The organism is Mesorhizobium sp. M0293, from assembly GCF_040321735.1.
GTDB lineage: Bacteria > Pseudomonadota > Alphaproteobacteria > Rhizobiales > Rhizobiaceae > Mesorhizobium.
Map to the genome: position 1 here is coordinate 1 of NZ_JAMYSA010000037.1, position 19,667 is coordinate 19,667.

The following is a 19,667-nucleotide window of genomic DNA, read 5'->3' on the forward strand; positions in this document are numbered from 1 at the left end:
CCACCCCCCCCCCCCCCCCCCCCCCACCCGCCCCCCCCCCACGCCCGCGGCCCCCCGCCCCCCCCCCCCCCCCCCCCCGCTCCAGGATTTTCAGAGCGCTTTGGAACATCCCACTTCCGCAGCAACCGCCATATTGGCTTGGTGGACCATTGGGCGGACCATGGAGCGCGGATCAGTTGGTTTCGAGCGGCCGGCCCTGGCTGACGATCATCGCGCCAATGGCGTCGGTGTTCTCAGGCGTCGACTGGAACCCCATCGACGCCTCTTGCGGTGCGCTTTGAACCGAGGAGATGACCCTTGTGTTCAAGGTTCCGCCAAAACGTGCGGCATCCGGTTCCTCCATCGGCTCCTGCATCGCCACCACCGTCGGCTCCACCGAGACGCGCGCGGATTTCGCGGGCGGCGCAGCGGCTGCGGGCACATAGGTCTGTTGGGCAGGAGCGGATCGAACGGTCGCCGGCTTGATCGGAGGTACCGGCTCGGCGGAAGCAACCATCACCGGTGCGGCTGACTTCTGGGGCGCCGCCGAGGCAATGGCTACCTGTGGCTCATCCGGCAGCGGCTGCCAGTTGCGGCCGCGCTTCTCATAGAAGGCATTGCCGCCGGCAACCATGGTGTAGTGCATGTTCTTGTAAGGGAAGCGCAGCCCGGCGGTGTGGAAAAACATCGTGTTCTTCAGCTTGGTCTTGCGCTCGCCCTTGAGCACCGCGTCGGCGGCTTCCTCGACATCGGGCATCGCTCGCGAATTCATCGGCCTTGTCATGACGCCGGGGGCAAACTGCCCGCGCTCGCCCACCACCTCGCAGATGGTGCTGCCGTGGTTGCCGGAGCGAAGCCGGTTCATCACCACCGTGCCGACGGCGATCATGCCGTCGCGGCTTGAGCGGTTGGATTCAAAGAACATCGCCCGCTCCAGGCATTCCTTGTCCTTCGGCGTATGGCTGTAGGCCCGGGAGCTCAGGAAACTCGGAGTGATGGCGTCGGTCAGGCTGGCCACGGACATACCGTGTGAAGTGGTCTGGCTACAGGCAGCCAAAAACAAGGGTGAAATGACGGCGCCGAGCAACAGCGGCGTCTTCCATCGCGTGGCAATCAACAGGTAACCCTCTCACTTCCATGCCCGCCCCCAGGCTGCGGCAAGAATGAGACACTTTCGGGCAAAAAGATGGCCAAAACGTTATTAATGAGACGCTGTTGCCAAATTGGCACAGTTGCATGGCTTTATGCGGGCTAGCGCCCGGCTGCAATCGCGACCGGCTGGCCAGGTTCAGCCTCTTCGATCTTCTCCGAAAACAGGCCGCGCCGAAGGAACAGCGTCCGCGCGTCCCTGGCCGTCGGCGCGATCCTTGCCGGCCAGTCGCTTTTGATGAACTCGGCCTTGGTCTTTTGATGAACTCGGCCTTGGTGAAGTCCGGATTTGTCTCGCTGGCCGCCTCCAGGAATTCGGCGATCTCCAGCACGATCGCGCGCTCGCCCTTCGAAAGCGCAGATGTGCCGGCTTCGATCGACGAGCGATGGACGAAATCCTCGAACAGATTGAAGTAACCTTTGATGCCGACGAGATCGACGCCGTTGTCGCAGTCAGCCAGGATTTCCAGGATCTCGTAGATCCTGTTGCGGATACGCTGCTCGATCAATCTTTCGGAGGGCTCTTCGGTCATGTCGATCACGGGGGCGCGCGCCGAATGCTAAAAGGGCAGTTTCATTCCCGGCGGTATCGGCAGGCCGGCCGTCAGCGTCTTGGTCTTTTCCTGCATGATCTGCTCGACCTTGGTCTTGGCGTCATTGTGAGCGGCGAGCACCAGGTCTTCCAGGATTTCGACATCGTCCTCCTTGAACAGGGACGGGTCGATCTTCAGCGACTTCATCTCGAATTTTCCGGTCAGCGTCACGTTGACCAGGCCGCCGCCGGCCTGGCCGGATGCTTCCAGCGTGGCGATCTCGTCTTGCATGGCCTGGAACTTGGCCTGCATTTCCTTCGCCTTGCCCATCAGGCCGAGAAGATCTTTCATGGTCCGGTCCTTTGCGGATTCGTGGCTGGATCAGGTTTCGTCGTCGTCAGCCGGCGGCTCGACCGGCACTTCGGCCTCAGTCGTTTCGGCTTCCGGCGCGTCTGGAATGCGCACGTCGATGATCTTGGCACCGGGAAAGCGCGCCAGGATGGCGGCCACCGTCGGGTCACTCTTGGCATCGAGGAAGGCGGTCTCGCGCTTGGCCGATTCCATTTCGGCAAGCGTCTGGCCACCCTCTTCCTTCGACAGCGAGACCAGCCAGCTGCGGCCGGTCCAGGCGCGCAACTTCGTCGTCAGGTCGTTGAGCAGCATCTTGGGTGCGTCGCTGGTCAGGCCGACGTCGATACGGCCGGGCTCGATGCGCACAAGGCGGATATAGCTCTTGATCTGCACCTTGAAGGCGATGTCGCGCTGCGCGTCGGCCAGGGCAATGATGTCGGCCAGCGATTTCAGCGGCGCCGATTGCGTCTCCACGACCGGCTCCGGCGGCGCGACGAAAGTGGCGGGGGCAGGCGTGGCTTCGACCAGCCGCATGGTCTGTGCGCCGCCCGACCCGGCAGGCATGCGCGTCTGCGTCACCGCGCTGGCGCCACCGCCATTGCCGGAATTTGCGGGCGCACCATTCGCGCGCGGCGCGCCATTTTGCACCGGCGCTGCGCCCTCAAGCGATCTCAACGCCTCATCCAGCGTCGGCAGGTCGGCGGCGTGCGCCAACCGGATCAGCACCATTTCGGCGGCACTCACCGGCCGGTTGGAGGACTGGACCTCGGGAATGCCCTTGAGCAGCATCTGCCATGTCCGCGACAGCACCCTGACCGACAGCGTCCTGGCGAAATCCGCGCCGCGATGCCGCTCGTCCTCGGAGAGCGACGCGTCCTCGATGGCCGTCGGCACGAAACGCAGCCTGGTGACGAGATGGTTGAACTCGGCAAGATCGGTCAGCACGGCTGCCGGATCGGCGCCGGTATCGTACTGCGCGCGGAATTCGCCAAGGGCGGCCGCCACATCGCCCTTCATGACATGTTCGAACAGGTCGACGATGCGGGCGCGGTCGGCGAGACCCAGCATCGCGCGAACCGCATCGGCGCTGACGGAGCCGGCGCCGTGGGCAATCGCCTGGTCGAGGATGGAGAGAGAATCACGGGCCGAGCCTTCGGCGGCGCGGGCGATCATCGCCAGCGCGTCGTCGTCGACCGAAATGCCTTCCTTGGCCGATATCGAGGAAAGATGCGCGACCAGCGCGCCGGCGTCGATGCGCCTCAGGTCAAAGCGCTGACAGCGCGACAGTACGGTGATCGGAACCTTGCGGATTTCGGTGGTGGCGAAGATGAATTTGACATGCGGCGGCGGCTCTTCCAGCGTTTTCAACAGGCCGTTAAAGGCCTGCGTCGACAGCATGTGCACTTCGTCGATGATGTAGACCTTGTAGCGGGCCGAGACCGGGGCGTAGCGCACACGCTCGATGATGTCCCTGATGTCGTCGATGCCGGTGTGCGAGGCGGCGTCCATCTCGATGACATCGACATGACGGCCTTCCATGATCGCCTGGCAATGTTCGCCGAGCACGGCAAGGTCGACGGAAGGCTGGTCGACATCAGCGGTTTTATAGTTCAGGGCTCGCGCGAGTATCCGCGCCGTCGTGGTCTTGCCGACGCCGCGCACGCCGGTCAGCATCCAGGCCTGGGCGATGCGGCCGGTGGCAAAGGCATTGGTGAGTGTGCGCACCGTCGGCTCCTGGCCGACCAGTTCGGAGAAGTTCGAAGGACGGTACTTGCGCGCCAGCACGCGATAGGCGGCCGCCTTGCCATTCTCCAGGCTTTTTGGTCCCGAATTTCCGGCTTCGCTCATTCGCCCGTAAAGCTCCAATGGCCGCGCCCGAAGGCGGCCGATTCCTGCGCATAGTCTCGCCCGCGCTGCAATGCGTCGTCAATGTCGCGAGAGGAGCCGATGAGGTGGGAGGCTGGAACAATGACCCGTTCCGGGCTCGTTAGGGCTGCTTCCTTCCGGACCTGACCCGGTTGGCGAGTGGATCGTCCACCACCAACCTCCCGCTGTCCATATCGGCAATTGTGCGATGAAATGCAAGTGCGCCGAATAAATCGTAAGAATATGGGATTGGCGCACCAAACCGTGAGGGCGCAATGATTCGCTTGCAGCTCTCTTGCCGCCGCTCTAGCGTTCCTGCGTTTGAGGAAAACAAGAAAAGCAAGGGAAACGCCGATGTTGCCGGGCCTGAAGGCCGGATTCACGCTGGACTCCCGGCTGGAGGCGGACAGCGAGCAGTTGATGTGGCTTGGGCTATGCGAACTGCGCGTGATGAACGACCGCCGCTGGCCATGGCTGCTCCTGGTGCCGCAGCGGCCGGGCGTGGAGGAAATCCACGACATGACGCCGCTCGACCAGGCGATGCTGACCTTCGAGACCAATATGGTGGCACAGGCGCTGAAGAAAGCGACTGGCTGCACCAAGATCAACACCGGCGCGCTCGGCAACATCGTGCGCCAGTTGCACATCCATATCATTGCGCGTTCGGAAGGCGATCCGGGCTGGCCCGGCCCGGTGTGGGGACACGGCCTGCGTGAACCCTATCAACGTTCCGACCTGCGGCGGTTTGCCGAAACGATCAAGGCGGCGCTATAAGCGTCCCCCGTGTCCATCCCGCAACGTACCCCAGAGTCTCCATGAGCTTCCGCCTGTTTGACGCGCCTTTGCGCGAGCCGAGCCAGTTCGTCGGCTTTGCCGGCAACACCATCGACCGGCAGTCCGAAAACCGCGCCGACGATTCGGTCGACAAGGCGCTCGCCGACCCGGCGACGCGGCTGCTTCTGATGAATGGCGGCCGGCTCTATCTGAAGCTCGGGGATGGCAGTGGTCTCGACCCCTGGTTCGGCGCCGCCGAGAGCGAGCCCTTCGAGGTTTCCCTGGCACAAGGCGTCCTGCTTGGGTTTTCCGAACAGGGACCGGTGCTGGCTGTGCCGGCCGGCGTCGACGCCGAACAATTGCCAGAAACCATCAAGGCCATCGACTATCGCTCGGTCTATATGCAAGGGCTGATCGATGAGGCGTCTGCCGGCGCGATGGCGCAAGGGGCGGCCCTGCTTGCCTGGCACGCAAGCCATCGCTTCTGCAGCAAATGCGGCACTGAATCGCAGATGCGGGCGGGCGGCTACAAGCGCCACTGCCCGAATTGCAGCACCGAGCATTTTCCGCGCACCGATCCGGTGGCGATCATGCTGACGGCGACGCGGGAGAAATGCCTGCTCGGGCGAGGCCGGCATTTCGCGCCGGGTATGTACTCCGCCCTTGCCGGCTTCATCGAGCCGGGCGAGACGATCGAGGCGGCGGTGCGCCGCGAGACGCTGGAGGAGGCCGGGATCCGGCTTGGCCGTGTCGTCTACCACGCCAGCCAGCCCTGGCCATTTCCCTATTCGCTGATGATCGGCTGCTTCGGCGAGCCGCTCAACGACGATATCCAGGCCGACCTAAACGAGCTGGAGGACTGCCGCTGGTTTGCCCGCGACGAGGTGCGTTTGATGCTGACCCGGGAGCATCCCGGCAATTTGGTCACGCCACCGAAAGGCGCCATTGCGCATCACCTCATCCGCGCCTGGGTCGACAGCGAATGATAGCCGCGACTATTGAAAGACATTGCAGGAGCAGCTCATGATCCGTCACACCGTCGTTTTCACGCTGAAGCATCCGCCGCATTCGCTGGAGGAAAAGAGGTTCCTGGTCGACGCCAAGAAAATCCTGACCGCGATCAGGGGCGTCACGCATTTCGAGCAGTTGCGGCAGATCAGCCCCAAGAACGACTATCACTTCGGCTTCTCGATGGAGTTCGCCGACCAGGCTGCCTACACCAGGTACAACGACCACCCAGACCACGTCGCCTTCGTACGCGACCGTTGGGTGCCGGAGGTCGAGACCTTCATGGAAATCGACTACGTGCCGCTGGGCTGGTGATTTAATCAGCCACCTTCCACTGTTCACGCGACTCGCTGGCCGGATAGACGCCCAGGATCCGCACTTCGCGTGAGAAGAAGCGGAGTTCGTCCAGTGCCAGCTTGACCAGCGGATCGTCGGGGTGGCCCTCGATGTCGGCGTAAAACAGCGTCGCCGTGAAGGCGCCAAGCTGGTAGCTCTCCAGCTTGGTCATGTTGATGCCGTTTGTGGCAAACCCGCCCATCGCCTTGTAGAGCGCTGCGGGCACGTTGCGGACGCGGAAGATGAAGGTCGTCATCATCTTGACGTCGGGTGACGGGCGCTCGGCCCATTGCTTGTTCTTGGTCAGGACGACAAAGCGGGTGACGTTGCTGTCGGTGTCCTCGACATTTTGCTCGATGATGTCGAGCCCATAGAGCGTCGCGGCCAGCGCCGGCGACAGCGCCGCCGTGGTGCGGTCCTTGACCTCGGAGACCATCTTGGCGGCGCCGGCCGTGTCGCCGGCGACGATCGCCTTCCAGCCGTTCTTGCGGATGTATTTGCGGCACTGGCCAAGCGCGTGAATGTGGCTGTGCACCGTCTTGATCTCTTCACGCCTGACGCCCGGCAGCACCATCAGCTGGAAATGGATCGGCAGGAAATATTCGCCGACGATGTGCAGCTTCGATTCCGGCAACAGATGGTGGATATCGGCGACGCGCCCGGCGATCGTGTTCTCGATCGGGATCATGGCGAGATCGGCCTTGCCGGTCTCGACCGCGTTGAACGCGTCCTCGAAGGTCGGGCACGGTAACGGCTCCATCGATGGATAGACGTTGCGGGAGGCGGTGTCGGAATTGGCACCCGGCTCGCCCTGGAAGGATATTCTGTTGGTCTTTTCAGGCATGGGCCAATTCTCGATTCAAGGGGTCTCAGCTTCGAAGGATTTTCTCAGTTTGCAAGAATGGTTCTGGCGCGTTCGAGGTCTTCCGGCGTGTCGACGCCAAGCGGCAGCGAGCGCACGATTTCGGCGTCGATGCGCATGCCGGCCTCCAGCGCCCGCAGCTGTTCCAGCCGCTCGCGCCGCTCCAGCGGCGACGGCTTCAGAGCGACGAAACGCTCGAGCGCGGCTCGACGATAGGCATAGAGCCCGACATGGTGATAAAGCGGCCCCTCGCCCCAAGGCGCTGTGGCACGGGTGAAATAGAGCGCCCTCAGCCTGGTGCCGAAGAGCGGCGAACCGACGATCTTGACGACGTTGGGATTGGTCTTCTCCTCGTCCCGGACGATCTCGACACCGAGGGTAGCGATGTCCACCGCCTCGTCCTCGAACGGCCTGAGCGAGGCGACGATGATTTCGGGATCGATGGTCGGCAGGTCGCCCTGCACATTGACGATGGTTTCGACCTTGCGCTCGGGATCGAGCGCGACCAGCGCCTCGTGGATGCGGTCGGAGCCGGATTCGTGGTCCATGCGTGTCATCACGGCCTCGAAACCATGCGCGCGCACCGCTTCCGCCACGCTTTGCGTGTCGGTCGCCACCACCCCCCGGCCGCGGCCGGCCGCGGCCGCGCGGCGGGCGACATGGACGATCATCGGCGCGCCGGCGATGTCGGCCAGCGGCTTGCCCGGCAGGCGGGTCGAGGCCATGCGGGCCGGGATCTGGATCAGCGTGGACATGCGCGGTGCGAGGCGTCTCAAAGAGGACAAGGAAAGTGGCAAAAGGTCTCACTGGAAGCGCCCTTATAGGTGTTGCAACGCCGCAGCAAAAGACCTAGTTTCCGCCCGATTTGGCCGCCCTGGCAGGGCGGGTCGCGATACCGACGGACGGAGTGGACGGTTCGGTCCGCCGGAAAAGGGAGCAAGGGGCGTATGGATTCCACCGAAGTCAACAAGCTGCTCGCCGGGTTGCTCGGAACCGTTTTTGTGGTCTTCTCGGTCGGCATTGTGTCCGATGCGCTGTTTGCTTCGCCGGCGCCGGAAAAGCCCGGTTTCGCCATCGAGGCTGCGGAGCCCGCCGAAGGTGGCCCGGCCGCGCCTGCCGCCGAAGCCAAGCCGATCGCCGACCTGCTGGCGACCGCCAATGTCGAGCAAGGTGCTGCCGTCTTCAAGAAATGCCAGGCCTGCCATTCCGGCGAAAAGGGCGGACCCAACAAGGTCGGCCCCGATCTGTGGGATCTCATCGACCGTCCCGTCGCAGAGCATGAAGGCTTTGCCTATTCGGCCGGCATGAAGGAGTTTTCCAAGGGCGGCGCCGAGAAGTGGACCTACGACAACATCAACCACTTCATCACCTCGCCGAAGAAATTCGTGAAGGGCACCGCCATGGGCTTCGCCGGCCTGCCCAAGGACGAGGACCGCGCCAACGTCATCGCCTATCTGCGCACGCTGTCCGACAATCCCAAGCCGCTGCCGGCGCCAGGTGCCGCCGCCGACGCAACCGCGCCCGCCAAGCCGGCCGACGCAGCTGTTCCGGCCAAGCCGGCTGAAGGTGCAGCGCCCGCGAAACCGGCCGCGCCGGCTCCGGCCGCCCCCGCACCGGCGCCCGCTCAATAGCCGGATATCCATCTCGACGACCTTGAAAAAGCCGGGTTCAGCCCGGCTTTTTCGTTAGGAAAACCGCATAGGCGGCGACAAAGCCGCGCATGGCGGTTTTCACAGGCGCCAAATCGTCTAGATTGTCGATCAAGGCGTTGCAAAGGGATAGTGCATGACGGTTGGCAGAACGCTTCTCAAGTCGATGCTGGCGGCAGCCCTGCTGGCGGCCGGATTGCAGACGAGCCATGCCGATGAATGGCGCACCACCTCATCGCTGATCGGCGAGTCCAAATACGGCGACAATTTCCAGCACTACGACTACGTCAACCCGGACGCGCCCAAGGGCGGCACGCTGAATTCAGTAGTGCCCGGCACATTCGACAGCTTCAATCCATACATAGTACAGGGATCACCGGCCGCCGGCCTCGTCGGGTTCGGCGGCGGCTTGCTCTACGACACGCTGATGGAGCAGGCGACCGACGAAGGCAGCACCAGCCATCCGCTGATCGCCGATGCCTACAAATATCCCGCCGACTACTCCTCGGCGACCTATCGGCTCGACCCGCGCGCCAAATGGCATGATGGCCAGCCGATCACCGTCGACGACGTGATCTGGTCGTTCCAGGTGCTCAAGGCCAACAGCCCGCAATACAGCCGCTATTTCGACAACGTCACCGATGCGGTGGCGGTTTCGGACCGCGAGGTCGAGTTCCATTTCAACCAGAAGGGCAACCGCGAGCTGCCCAAGATCATCGGTGATCTCGCTGTGCTGCCAAAGCATTGGTGGGAGGGCACTGATGCCAACGGGAAGAAGCGTGACGTCACCAAGCCGACGCTGGAAATTCCGCTCGGGTCGGCGGCCTACAAGATCGCCAGCTTCAAGCCGGGCTCGGAAATCATCTGGCAGCGCGTGCCGGACTACTGGGCGGCCAAGCTGCCGGTGAAGATCGGCCGCGAGAATTTCGATACGCGACGCTACACCTATATCCTCGATGACAACGCTGCCTGGCTCGCCTTCACCAAGGGCGGGCTAGAGGATATCAACCGCGAATACAGCTCCCGCAAATGGGCGACGGCCTACAATTTCCCGGCATTCCAAGCCGGCGACGTCGTCAAAAAGGACTTCCAGACCAAGGCGCCGCAATCGATGCAAGGCTTCGCCCTCAACCAGCGGCGGCCGCTGTTCCAGGACAGGCTGGTGCGTGAGGCGCTGACCATCCCGTTCGATTTCGAGAGCATGAACCGCACGCTGTTCTTCGGCTTCAACACCCGCACATCAAGCTATTTCCAGGGCACCGAACTGGCGTCGAGTGGATTGCCGCAAGGCAAGGAGCTGGAGATCCTGGAAAAATACCGCGACAAGCTGCCGCCCGAACTTTTCACCCAGGAATTCAAGCTGCCGGTCTACGATTCGCCTCAAGCGGAACGGAAGTACCTGAAACAAGCGGTCGATCTTTTCGCCAAGGCGGGCTGGGTGATCAAGGGCGGCAAGATGGTCAATGCCAAGACCGGGGCACCGTTCAAGTTCGAGATCCTCGGCTGGAACGACACCGACCAGGTGATCGCCAGCCCCTACGTCGCCAATTTGCGCAAGATCGGCGTCGATGCCACTTTGCGCATCATCGACCAGACGCAGTACATCAACCGCGTCAACAATTTCGATTTCGATGTCGTCACCGGGATTCTGCAGCAGTCGGAATCGCCCGGAAACGAGCAACGCGATTTCTGGACTTCGAAAGCCGCCGACTCGCCCGGCTCGCGCAATCTGATGGGCATCAAGGATCCGATTGTCGACGCGCTGGTCGACCGCATCATCTTCGCCACCGATCGCGACGACCTCGTCGCCGCCACGCACGCGCTCGACCGCATCCTGCTGTGGAACTTCTACGTCGTGCCGCAATATTACCGTTCCGCGGTCTGGCTGGCCTACTGGAACAAGTTCGGTTTTCCAGACAAGCAGCCCGCCTATGTCGGCGCCGATATCGACTCCTGGTGGATCATTCCCGACAAGGAAAAGGCGCTGGCGGCCAAATACAGGGGCAGCAATTGATGGCGGTCCTGACCCGCCGTGATTTTCTCGCCCTGGGCACCGCTGCCGCAGCCACGACCCTGTTGCCCGGCAAAGCCTTCGCCGAAATTGCGACCGGCACCAAGCTGCATGGCCTGTCGGCCTTCGGCGACCTCAAATACAAGCCTGACTTCACGCATTTCGACTATGTCAATCCGGATGCCCCAAAGGGTGGCCAGATGAATTTCGCGCCGCCGAATTCGACCCTCAATCAGAGCTTCCTGACATTCAACACATTGAATTCGCTGGTATTGAAGGGGGACGCGCCGCCGCGCACCGAACTCTGTTTCGATTCGCTGATGACAAGCGCGCTCGATGAGCCGGATGCGGTCTATGGCCTGCTCGCCGAGTCCGTTACCCTGTCACAAGACCGCAACCGCTTCCGCTTCGTGCTTCGACCGCAAGCGCGTTTCCACGACGGTTCGCCGCTGATCGCCGAGGACGTTGCGTTCGCGCTGAAGCTTTATAAAGACAAGGGCCATCCGAACCTTTCCCAGGCGTTGCGGTATATGACGGAAGCGGTTGCGGTCGATCCCGCCACTCTCGACCTGACCTTCAATGGCAAACAGTCGGCGCAAAATATACTAGTGGTCGTGGCAATGCCGATCGTCTCCAAGGCCTTCTACACGGCCAATGAGTTCGATGCCTCGACGATGACACCGCCGCTTGGCTCGGGACCCTACAAGATCGGGCGCGTGTCAGCCGGGCAGACTGTCGAATATGACCGCGTAGCCGACTATTGGGGCCGCGATCTCCCGGTGAACCGCGGGCTCTACAATTTCGACCGTATCCGCATCGACTTCTATCTTGATCGGCAAGCGGCATTCGAAGCCTTCAAGAAAGGCGACACGCATTTTCGTGAGGAATTCACCGCGCGGGTGTGGGCAACCGGATACGACTTTCCGGCGCTGAAGGAGGGCAAGGTTCTCAAACGGGAATTTCCAGGCGAGAAGACGCCAGACATGCAGGCTGTCGCGCTGAACCAGCGTCGTCCGCAATTTCGCGATGAGCGCGTGCGGCGGGCAATCGCCAGATGCTTCGATTTCGAATGGATGAAGCGGGCGCTGTTTTACGGCTCTTACGAGCGCGCTCAATCGAACTTCGAACGGTCGGATTACAAGGCCGAAGGCCTGCCCTCGCCCGGCGAATTGGCCCTGCTGGAGCCGTTTCGGGCCGAATTGCCGCCGGAGGTCTTTGGCGAAGCGGTGACGCAGCCTGCCTCCGACGGTTCGGGCCATGACCGCAAGCTGCTGGGCGAAGCTTCGAGATTGCTTGCGCAAGCCGGCTGGAAGCGTGCGGGCAGTTTCGTCGTCAACGACAAGGGTGAGCGGCTGCGGGTCGAAATGCTGGCGGAGGATGACGGCATCGTTCGCATCTACACCCCATGGTCCGAGAATATGAAGGCGATCGGGATCGACGCATCGATCCGGCAAATCGATTCGGCACAGTATGAACAGCGTCACAGTGATTACGACTTCGATCTTGCCCTGCTGCACTGGTCGATCGGGGCGACGCCGACTGACGACGGCCTGGAGATGCTCTATGATTCCCGGATGGCGAAAACGCCGGGGCAGCGCAACTATCCCGGTACGGAGAGCAAGGCCATCGACGCGCTGATCGTGGCGGCCGGCAAGGCGAAAAGCCGTACAGAACTGGTCACCGCGCTCAGAGCGCTCGACCGGGTCTTGCGCGCGCGGCTGGACTGGATTCCAACATACTATCTGGCGAATCACCGCGTCGCCTATTGGGACATGTTCGGCTTTCTCGAACAGAAGCCCGATTTCGGCTTTCCGGCCGAGACGCTGTGGTGGTTCGATAAGGGCAAGGCGGCAAAAATTGGCAAAGGCTGAGATGTTCGCTCAAGCAGGGCAAAAGGCCTGATGGGCGCTTATATCCTGCGCCGCATCCTTTTGATGATCCCGACGCTGTTCGGCATCATGGCGATATCCTTCGCCGTCATCCAGTTCGCCCCCGGCGGGCCGGTCGAGCAGGTGATCGCCAGGCTGACCAATCAGGGTGGCAGCGATCGCCTCGGCGGCGGCGGTGGCGACGCAGGCGGCGGCGCGAACTTCGATGCCGCCGGCGATGTCAGTTCGAAATATCGCGGCGCGCAGGGCCTCGATCCGGAATTCATCAAGAAGCTGGAGAAGCAGTTCGGCTTCGACAAGCCGCCGCTCGAGCGGTTCGGCATGATGCTGTGGAACTATATCAGGTTCGATTTCGGCGACAGCTATTTCCGCGACATTTCGGTACTCGACCTGATCCTGGAAAAAATGCCGGTGTCGATCTCGATCGGGCTGTGGATCACGCTTCTGTCCTATCTGATCTCGATCCCACTCGGCATCCGCAAGGCGGTCAAGGACGGCACTCCGTTCGACGTCTGGACCAGCGGCGTCGTCATCGTCGGCTATGCCATTCCGGGCTTCCTGTTCGGCATCATGCTGATGGTGCTGTTTGCCGGCGGGTCCTTCTGGGACTGGTTTCCGCTGCGCGGCCTCACTTCGGATAATTGGGATCAGCTGTCTTGGTGGGGCAAGATCGTCGATTATTTCTGGCACATGACCTTGCCGCTGACGGCGCTAGTGCTGTCGGCCTTCGCCACCACCACGCTGTTGACCAAGAACTCCTTCCTCGAGGAAATCCGCAAGCAGTATGTGGTGACGGCGCGAGCCAAGGGCCTGTCCGAACGGCAGGTGCTCTATGGCCACGTCTTCCGCAATGCCATGCTGATCGTCATCGCCGGCTTTCCAGGCGCCTTCATCTCGGCCTTCTTCACCGGCTCGCTGCTGATCGAGAACATCTTTTCCCTCGATGGCCTCGGCCTGCTGGGCTTCAGGTCGGTGGTCGAGCGCGACTATCCCGTGGTGTTCGCCAATCTCTACATCTTCTCGCTGCTCGGGCTGTTTGTCGGACTGCTGTCCGACCTGCTCTACACGTGGGTCGATCCGCGCATCGATTTCGAGCGGAGAGACGTCTGATGTCAGAGGCCACAGTCCCTGCTGAAGCGGCACCGGAGCGGATCGCCCGGCCGTTTCTGTCGCCGCTCAATAAGCGACGCCTGCAGAACTTCAAAGCCAACCGGCGCGGCTACTGGTCGCTGTGGATCTTCCTGGTCCTGTTCGTGCTGTCGCTGTTTTCCGAATTCATCGCCAACGACAAGCCGATCATTGCCTCCTACAAGGGCGAAATCCTGTTTCCGGTGCTGGTCGCCTATCCCGAGGAAAAATTCGGCGGCTTCTATGCCGTCACCGACTATCGCGACCCGGTCATCCAGGACGAGATCAACGCCAATGGCTGGATGATCTGGCCGCCGGTGCGCTACTCCTATCAGACGGTCAACAACGCCATTCCGGAGGCCGCACCGGCCAAGCCATCCTGGCAATATGACGCCAAGACGCGTTGCAACCAGTATCCGCAAGGTGCGGCCGATCCGGCCTGCATCGTCGGCAACTGGAACTGGCTCGGCACCGACGATCAGGCGCGCGACGTGCTGGCGCGCGTCATCTACGGCTTCCGCATTTCGGTGCTGTTCGGCCTGATCCTGACTGCCGGCTCGGCACTGATCGGCGTCGCGGCCGGCGCCGTGCAAGGCTATTTCGGCGGCTGGACGGATCTCTTGTTCCAGCGTTTCATCGAAATCTGGTCGGCGATCCCGGTGCTCTATCTCCTGCTCATCGTCGCCGCCATCCTGCCGCCGGGCTTCTTCATCCTGCTCGGCCTCATGCTCTTGTTCTCCTGGGTGGCGCTGGTCGGCGTGGTGCGGGCCGAATTCCTGCGCGCCCGCAACTTCGAATATGTCAACGCGGCACGAGCGCTCGGCGTGCCCAACCGCACCATCATGTTCCGGCACCTGTTGCCCAACGCCATGGTGGCGACTTTGACCTTCATGCCCTTCCTGCTCTCAGGCTCGATCTCGACGCTGACCTCGCTCGACTATCTCGGCTTTGGCCTGCCGCCCGGCTCCGCTTCGCTCGGCGAACTGCTCAAGCAGGCGCAGCGCAACCTCAACGCGCCGTGGCTCGGCATTTCCGGCTTCATCGTCATCTCGCTGATGCTGTCGTTGCTGGTCTTCGTCGGCGAGGCGACGCGCGATGCCTTCGATCCGCGCAAGACGTTCAGATGACAACGATGCGGATCGGCATTCGGCATGATATATTCTCAGTGAGGCAGCTCGAACGAAAATGAGCGTCTGCATTAATTGCCGAGATGACTGATGGCCATGGTCAATGACGGATCAGAATCGGCAGATCCTCATATCGAACCAACGGAAGGACAGAGGTTTGAATAAGGTCATCCTTGAGCACTACCCCGCATCCAAACTCCCGGATGAACTGCGAGAGGGTATAGCTTTGAGCGCCTCGGTTAAGGTGACGATAGAAGAGGAAGCCAAACAGCCTCTCGGCCGCAAACAATTGCTTGAACTTATGCGGAATGCGCAGGCCAACGCGGCGGGAACAAGTCTCGACGAGGCTGTTGCGCGTGTTCGTGCCCTCCGCGATGAGTGGGAGGATTGATGGCCGCCTTCCGGCTTTACGTCGATACGAACATTTTCATCTATGCTTTCGAAAATAACGATGCTCTGGCAAAAAAGCTGCTTCAGCTCATTTCAATGAACGAGGGCAGAAAGCAGCCTTTCCTCGCGACAAGCGAACTCGTGCTGGCGGAGTTGATGGTTGACCCTCTGAAAAAGAGCAATGAGCCGCTTGTCGAGCTCTATGACAATGTTTCGATTGGCAACGTTTTTGTCTCGATTGGGACGGTAACTCGCGAGGTTCTCTGGCACGCAGCACAGCTTCGCTCGCAATTCATTTCTCTCAGACTGCCGGATGCCATTCATCTTTCAACGGCGATGCATTTCGGATGCACGCAATTTCTGACTGCCGATACCAGATTGAAGGATGCCTATTCCATCGCACCAAATCGGCTTGTCCCTCCCCAATTGACAGCGCAAATTTCGATCATACGACCGGAGATTTCTGCCCTTGATAAAGTTATAGCGGAAATTGATACATGACTGCTTCCTTGCTCTCCGTTCGCGACCTCAGCGTCGCCTTTGCGCAAGGCGGACAGCCGTCGACGGCGGTCGACCATATCTCGTTCGACATCGCCAAGGGCGAGACAGTGGCGCTGGTCGGCGAATCCGGCTCCGGCAAATCGGTCTCGGCGCTCTCGGTGCTGAAGCTGTTGCCCTATCCCAGCGCCAGCCACCCCTCGGGAAAGATCCTGTTCCAGGGCGCGGACCTGCTTGCGATGAGCGAGAAGCAGCTTCGGCAGGTGCGAGGCAACAAGATTACGATGATCTTCCAGGAGCCGATGACCTCGCTCAATCCGCTGCACACGATCGAGCAGCAGATCGTCGAGATCCTGAAGCTGCATCAGGGCATGGCCGATCGCCCGGCCAAGGCGCGCACGCTGGCCTTGCTCAACGAGGTCGGCATCCGCGATCCGCAAAAACGGCTCGACGCCTATCCGCACCAGCTGTCCGGTGGCCAGCGCCAGCGCGTCATGATCGCCATGGCGCTGGCCAACGAGCCCGAATTGCTGATCGCCGACGAGCCGACGACAGCGCTCGACGTCACCGTGCAGGCGCAGATCCTCGAACTGCTGGCCGGCTTGAAGAGCCGCAAGGGCATGTCGATGCTGTTCATCACCCACGACCTCGGCATTGTGCGCAAGATTGCCGACCGCGTCTGCGTGATGACCAAGGGCAAGATCGTCGAAACCGGGCCGACCAAGGAGATTTTCGCCAATCCGCAGCATGCCTATACAAGGCATCTGCTGGCGGCCGAGCCGAAGGGCAAGCCGCCGGCCGCCAATGCCGCGGCCAAACCTGTCATGACCGGCAAGGACATAAAGGTCTGGTTCCCGATCAAGCAGGGCTTTTTCCGCCGTACCGTCGACAATGTGAAGGCGGTCGACGGCATCGATGTCACCGTGCGCGCCGGCCAGACGCTGGGCGTGGTCGGCGAATCCGGTTCGGGCAAGACGACGCTCGGCCTGGCGCTGGCACGCATGATCTCGTCGACCGGGACCATCCAGTTCAACGGTCGCGACATCAACCAGCTGACCTTTAACGCCATGCGGCCGCTCAGGCGCGAATTGCAGATCGTCTTCCAGGATCCGTTCGGCTCGCTCAGCCCGCGCATGTCGATCGCCGAGATCATCGAGGAAGGCCTGAAGATCCACGAGCCGAAGCTGTCGCCGGACCAGCGCGACGACAAGGTGGCCGCCGTGCTGAAGGAAGTCGGCCTCGATCCGGCGACGCGCAACCGCTACCCGCACGAGTTTTCCGGCGGCCAGCGCCAGCGGGTAGCCATCGCGCGCGCCATGGTGCTCAATCCGCGCTTCGTCATGCTGGACGAGCCGACATCGGCGCTCGACATGAGCGTGCAGGCGCAGGTCGTCGACCTGTTGCGCAGCCTGCAGGCCAAACACGACCTGGCCTATCTCTTCATCAGCCACGATTTGAAGGTCATCCGCGCGCTCGCCAACGACGTCATCGTCATGCGCAATGGCAGGATCGTCGAAGCCGGTCCTTCCCAGCAGATTTTTGAAAATCCGCAAACCGACTATACTCGGGCACTGATCTCGGCCGCCTTCAAGATCGAGACGGCGCCGGTTGGCATCGTCAGCGAGTGACTTAGAGCAATTCCAGGAAAAGTGTGAAACGGTTTTCTGTCCGGAATTGCGCCAAAACAAACAGAGAGAGCGGTTCGGCGTTTCCGTGAAACTATGAACCGCTGGCGTAAAAAGGGACTAAAAGACCGCAATGGAAAAAGGCCGCATCCTGCTTTCGGTCACCGGCTTTCACCCGCAGCGCTGGCGCGACCTTTTGTCGGCAGAACGCGAGGTGGTGCTGGAGCCGGACGGCGCCAGCGACCCGTCGATCACCTATGCCGTGGTGTGGAAGCAGAAGCCGAACATCCTGGCGTCGCTGCCCAATCTGCGCGCCATCTTCTCGATCGGCGCCGGTGTCGACCATATCTTCGCCGACCCCGGCCTGCCCGATGTGCCGATCGTCAAGGTCGTCGCCGACAATCTCACCCAGTACATGACCGAATATGTCGTCTGGCGGGTGCTCGACCATCATCGCCAGGGCCTGCTCTACCGGTCGCAGCAGCTGAAGAAGATCTGGCACGAGCCGCAGCAAAGGCCGGCCGGTGACATTTCGGTCGGCATCATGGGCCTCGGCAGTCTCGGCCGCGCCACGGCCTCGGTGCTGCTATCGCTCGGCTTTGCCGTCAACGGCTGGTCGCGCAGCGACAAGGCCATGGAAGGCGTCGCGACCTATTCCGGGGAGGCCGGACTGATCCCCTTCCTCAAGGCGACCGACATCCTGGTCGTGCTTTTGCCGCTGACGCCGGACACCAAGGGCATCATCAACTATGGCGTGCTGAAGGAATTGAGGAAGCGCAACGGCCTCGGCGGCTCGGTGCTGATCAATGCCGGACGCGGCCGCCTGCAGAAGGATGCCGACATTTTGCGGGCGCTGGATGACGGCACGCTGAAAGAGGCGAGCCTAGACGTGTTCGAGGTCGAACCGCTGCCGAAGACCAGTCCGCTGTGGCGACATCCAAAAGTGTTCGTGACGCCGCACGCGGCCGCGACCTCCGATCCCGTCCATTTGGCACCGATCATGCTGCGCCAGATGGACGCTTTCGAACGCGGCGAAAAGCTCGACAATCTGGTGGACCGCAAGGCCGGATATTAACCAGGCAGAGCGAGCTTCTTCTGCTTGTCCGGCTGGCCGCATTCGCGGCGATCGATCGACCGGTTCATGGCATCGATCTGGCCGGTCGCCTGATCCGTATCGCGCTTGGCCTTGGAGCGCATGTCCGGCGTGAACGGGCCAAAGCCCATCGCCGGATTGGAGAAGGTCGGTTTGGCTTTCGTTGGAAGATTGTATTGCTGCGCCAGTCCGTTGCGCTGCGCCAGCAGTTGGTCGCACGGCACGCTGTCATACTGCAGGGAGGACTGGATGTTGGCGTCCTGCCGTTCCGACATCGAATTGCCGCCAACGCAGCCAGCGGTCAGCAGGCAAGATGCCAAGACAATCATGTTGCAGCGCATCGACTATGCTCCTCCTGATATCCCGCCTTGATGCGACCAGATCGCAAATATCAGTCGCGCATGCAAATCGGACTTTTTCGCAGCACGGATGTCTGTAAGGCCGACGAGAGATTGCAGCCTCAAGCCGCCGGCAGCTTGCCCGCCACAACGACCAGCCCTCTGACCGGTTCCCGCCGGTCCAGCCGGATCACGGTCGTTTCCAGCGACAGGACCGAAAATCCGTTGGCGGCCAGGACGTCGCGCACATAGTGTTCCGCATGCGCGTAGCGTCGCGATGGCTGCAAGACAAAATAGCCATTGCCGACCAACCTCTCGACGGAAAACGCGAACAGGCCATCGCTAGCCAGCAAGCCGGCAATCGTCCTCACCACGCTGTCCAGCGCGCCGACATAGATGAAGACATCGGCCACCGCCACAAGATCGGCTTTCGGACCGGCATGGACAAAATCACGCAGATCGGCCTTATCGAGGAAATCATAGTCGCCCTTGGCCCGCGCCCTTCTCAGCATCTTGGCCGAAATGTCATACCCCTCCAGCCGATCGACGATCGGCCGCAGCCTCTGCCCCATCAGGCCGGTGCCGCAGCCGAGATCGAGCGCCAGCGGGAAACGGCCCGGCCTTGCCGTTCGAACGGCTTGATCGAGCATCTCAGGCAGCCGGTAGCCCAGTCTGCCGACCAGCGATTCATCGAAGCTCTCGGCATAGTGGTCGAACAAGGTCTCGACGAAGGCGCTGGAGAGCGCGTCGACCACCGGCGCCTTGCCGATCAGTTGCAGATTCAGTGCGGCGCCTTGACGATCCGATGGATCGAGCTGCAGCGACATCGTCCAGGCCCGTGCTGCCAGATCCGGCGCGCCCGCCGCCTGCTGCATCTCGCCGAGGCGAAACCAGCCCATCGCCCATTGTGGTGTCATTTCCAGCGCACCGAGCAGCAATTCCGCCGCTGCCGCATGATCGCCATCCGCATGAAGCATCTCGGCATAATCGGCACGGCGATCGGCGTTCAAATCGCCGGACGAGGCCTGAAGCGGTTTCATGGCGATGGGTCCTGCCGGCGG

The 19,667-nt window shown here is 61.9% G+C and carries 20 protein-coding genes and 1 other RNA gene; 12 read left to right on the forward strand and 9 right to left on the reverse strand.

What is annotated here, in order from left to right; all coding sequences use genetic code 11:
* Window positions 1–172: 172 nt before the first annotated feature.
* The 5 genes from NKJ06_RS15920 to ffs form a co-directional block, all read right to left on the reverse strand.
* The gene (locus NKJ06_RS15920) at window positions 173–1,096 is read right to left on the reverse strand and encodes a cell wall hydrolase (protein WP_352810182.1); all 924 of its coding nucleotides are present in this window, start codon (window positions 1,094–1,096) and stop codon (window positions 173–175) included.
* Window positions 1,023–1,670 (reverse strand): hypothetical protein, encoded by a 648-nt coding sequence (locus tag NKJ06_RS15925; protein ID WP_352810183.1) that lies wholly within the window; start codon window positions 1,668–1,670, stop codon window positions 1,023–1,025. The genes NKJ06_RS15920 and NKJ06_RS15925 overlap by 74 nt, the downstream gene beginning before the upstream one ends.
* 18 nt (window positions 1,671–1,688) lie before the next feature.
* A complete protein-coding gene (locus NKJ06_RS15930) occupies window positions 1,689–2,012 on the reverse strand; it encodes a YbaB/EbfC family nucleoid-associated protein (RefSeq protein WP_352810184.1) in 324 nt (107 codons plus the stop codon).
* 30 nt (window positions 2,013–2,042) lie between these two features.
* Window positions 2,043–3,860 (reverse strand): DNA polymerase III subunit gamma/tau, encoded by a 1,818-nt coding sequence (locus NKJ06_RS15935; protein ID WP_352810185.1) that lies wholly within the window; start codon window positions 3,858–3,860, stop codon window positions 2,043–2,045.
* A 104-nt stretch (window positions 3,861–3,964) separates the two neighbouring features.
* An RNA gene (gene ffs, locus NKJ06_RS15940) (signal recognition particle sRNA small type) lies at window positions 3,965–4,061 on the reverse strand.
* A 171-nt stretch (window positions 4,062–4,232) separates the two neighbouring features.
* Between ffs and NKJ06_RS15945 the strand changes: the two genes are divergently transcribed.
* The 3 genes from NKJ06_RS15945 to NKJ06_RS15955 are packed head-to-tail and all read left to right on the forward strand — an operon-like array spanning window position 4,233 to window position 5,975.
* The gene (locus NKJ06_RS15945; protein ID WP_352659487.1) at window positions 4,233–4,652 is read left to right on the forward strand and encodes an HIT family protein; all 420 of its coding nucleotides are present in this window, start codon (window positions 4,233–4,235) and stop codon (window positions 4,650–4,652) included.
* A gap of 41 nt (window positions 4,653–4,693) precedes the next feature.
* Complete coding sequence (gene nudC, locus NKJ06_RS15950) at window positions 4,694–5,638, forward strand: NAD(+) diphosphatase (protein ID WP_352810187.1); 945 nt, start codon at window positions 4,694–4,696, stop codon at window positions 5,636–5,638.
* A 37-nt stretch (window positions 5,639–5,675) separates the two neighbouring features.
* Window positions 5,676–5,975: a Dabb family protein gene (locus tag NKJ06_RS15955; RefSeq protein WP_352629817.1), complete on the forward strand. Its 300-nt coding sequence runs from the start codon at window positions 5,676–5,678 to the stop codon at window positions 5,973–5,975.
* Between the two features lies 1 nt (window position 5,976).
* Here the strand turns inward: NKJ06_RS15955 and NKJ06_RS15960 are convergent, their stop codons facing one another.
* The gene (locus NKJ06_RS15960; protein ID WP_352810188.1) at window positions 5,977–6,840 is read right to left on the reverse strand and encodes a prephenate dehydratase; all 864 of its coding nucleotides are present in this window, start codon (window positions 6,838–6,840) and stop codon (window positions 5,977–5,979) included.
* Between the two features lie 44 nt (window positions 6,841–6,884).
* Window positions 6,885–7,613 carry a 3-deoxy-manno-octulosonate cytidylyltransferase gene (locus tag NKJ06_RS15965; RefSeq protein WP_352810190.1) on the reverse strand — a complete coding sequence of 243 codons (729 nt, stop codon included), beginning with the start codon at window positions 7,611–7,613 and terminating at the stop codon, window positions 6,885–6,887.
* A 192-nt stretch (window positions 7,614–7,805) separates the two neighbouring features.
* On the opposite strand from NKJ06_RS15965, the gene NKJ06_RS15970 reads away from it, so the two are divergent.
* The 9 genes from NKJ06_RS15970 (at window position 7,806) to NKJ06_RS16010 (ending at window position 18,250) form a co-directional block, all read left to right on the forward strand.
* Window positions 7,806–8,489, forward strand: coding sequence for a c-type cytochrome (locus NKJ06_RS15970; RefSeq protein ID WP_352810191.1), 684 nt, complete (start codon window positions 7,806–7,808; stop codon window positions 8,487–8,489).
* A 154-nt stretch (window positions 8,490–8,643) separates the two neighbouring features.
* A complete protein-coding gene (locus NKJ06_RS15975) occupies window positions 8,644–10,521 on the forward strand; it encodes an extracellular solute-binding protein (RefSeq protein ID WP_352810192.1) in 1,878 nt (625 codons plus the stop codon).
* Window positions 10,521–12,389, forward strand: a complete 1,869-nt coding sequence (locus NKJ06_RS15980; RefSeq protein WP_352810193.1) for an extracellular solute-binding protein — start codon at window positions 10,521–10,523, stop codon at window positions 12,387–12,389. Before NKJ06_RS15975 ends, NKJ06_RS15980 begins: the two co-directional genes overlap by 1 nt.
* A 30-nt stretch (window positions 12,390–12,419) precedes the next feature.
* The gene (locus NKJ06_RS15985) at window positions 12,420–13,517 is read left to right on the forward strand and encodes a microcin C ABC transporter permease YejB (protein WP_352659480.1); all 1,098 of its coding nucleotides are present in this window, start codon (window positions 12,420–12,422) and stop codon (window positions 13,515–13,517) included.
* Entirely contained in the window at window positions 13,517–14,662 is a 1,146-nt protein-coding gene (locus NKJ06_RS15990) for an ABC transporter permease (protein WP_352629829.1), read from the forward strand. The genes NKJ06_RS15985 and NKJ06_RS15990 overlap by 1 nt, the downstream gene beginning before the upstream one ends.
* 157 nt (window positions 14,663–14,819) lie before the next feature.
* The gene (locus NKJ06_RS15995; protein WP_352629830.1) at window positions 14,820–15,053 is read left to right on the forward strand and encodes a hypothetical protein; all 234 of its coding nucleotides are present in this window, start codon (window positions 14,820–14,822) and stop codon (window positions 15,051–15,053) included.
* A complete protein-coding gene (locus NKJ06_RS16000) occupies window positions 15,053–15,553 on the forward strand; it encodes a type II toxin-antitoxin system VapC family toxin (protein WP_352810194.1) in 501 nt (166 codons plus the stop codon). The genes NKJ06_RS15995 and NKJ06_RS16000 overlap by 1 nt, the downstream gene beginning before the upstream one ends.
* Entirely contained in the window at window positions 15,550–17,178 is a 1,629-nt protein-coding gene (locus tag NKJ06_RS16005) for an ABC transporter ATP-binding protein (protein WP_352629833.1), read from the forward strand. The genes NKJ06_RS16000 and NKJ06_RS16005 overlap by 4 nt, the downstream gene beginning before the upstream one ends.
* Window positions 17,179–17,308: 130 nt before the next feature.
* Window positions 17,309–18,250: a 2-hydroxyacid dehydrogenase gene (locus NKJ06_RS16010; RefSeq protein ID WP_352810195.1), complete on the forward strand. Its 942-nt coding sequence runs from the start codon at window positions 17,309–17,311 to the stop codon at window positions 18,248–18,250.
* Here NKJ06_RS16010 and NKJ06_RS16015 read toward each other — a convergent pair.
* A complete protein-coding gene (locus NKJ06_RS16015; protein ID WP_352629837.1) occupies window positions 18,247–18,609 on the reverse strand; it encodes a hypothetical protein in 363 nt (120 codons plus the stop codon). The two genes, NKJ06_RS16010 and NKJ06_RS16015, sit on opposite strands and share 4 nt — an antisense overlap.
* Before the next feature lie 119 nt (window positions 18,610–18,728).
* Window positions 18,729–19,646, reverse strand: a complete 918-nt coding sequence (locus NKJ06_RS16020) for a class I SAM-dependent DNA methyltransferase (protein ID WP_352629838.1) — start codon at window positions 19,644–19,646, stop codon at window positions 18,729–18,731.
* Window positions 19,647–19,667: the final 21 nt, after the last annotated feature.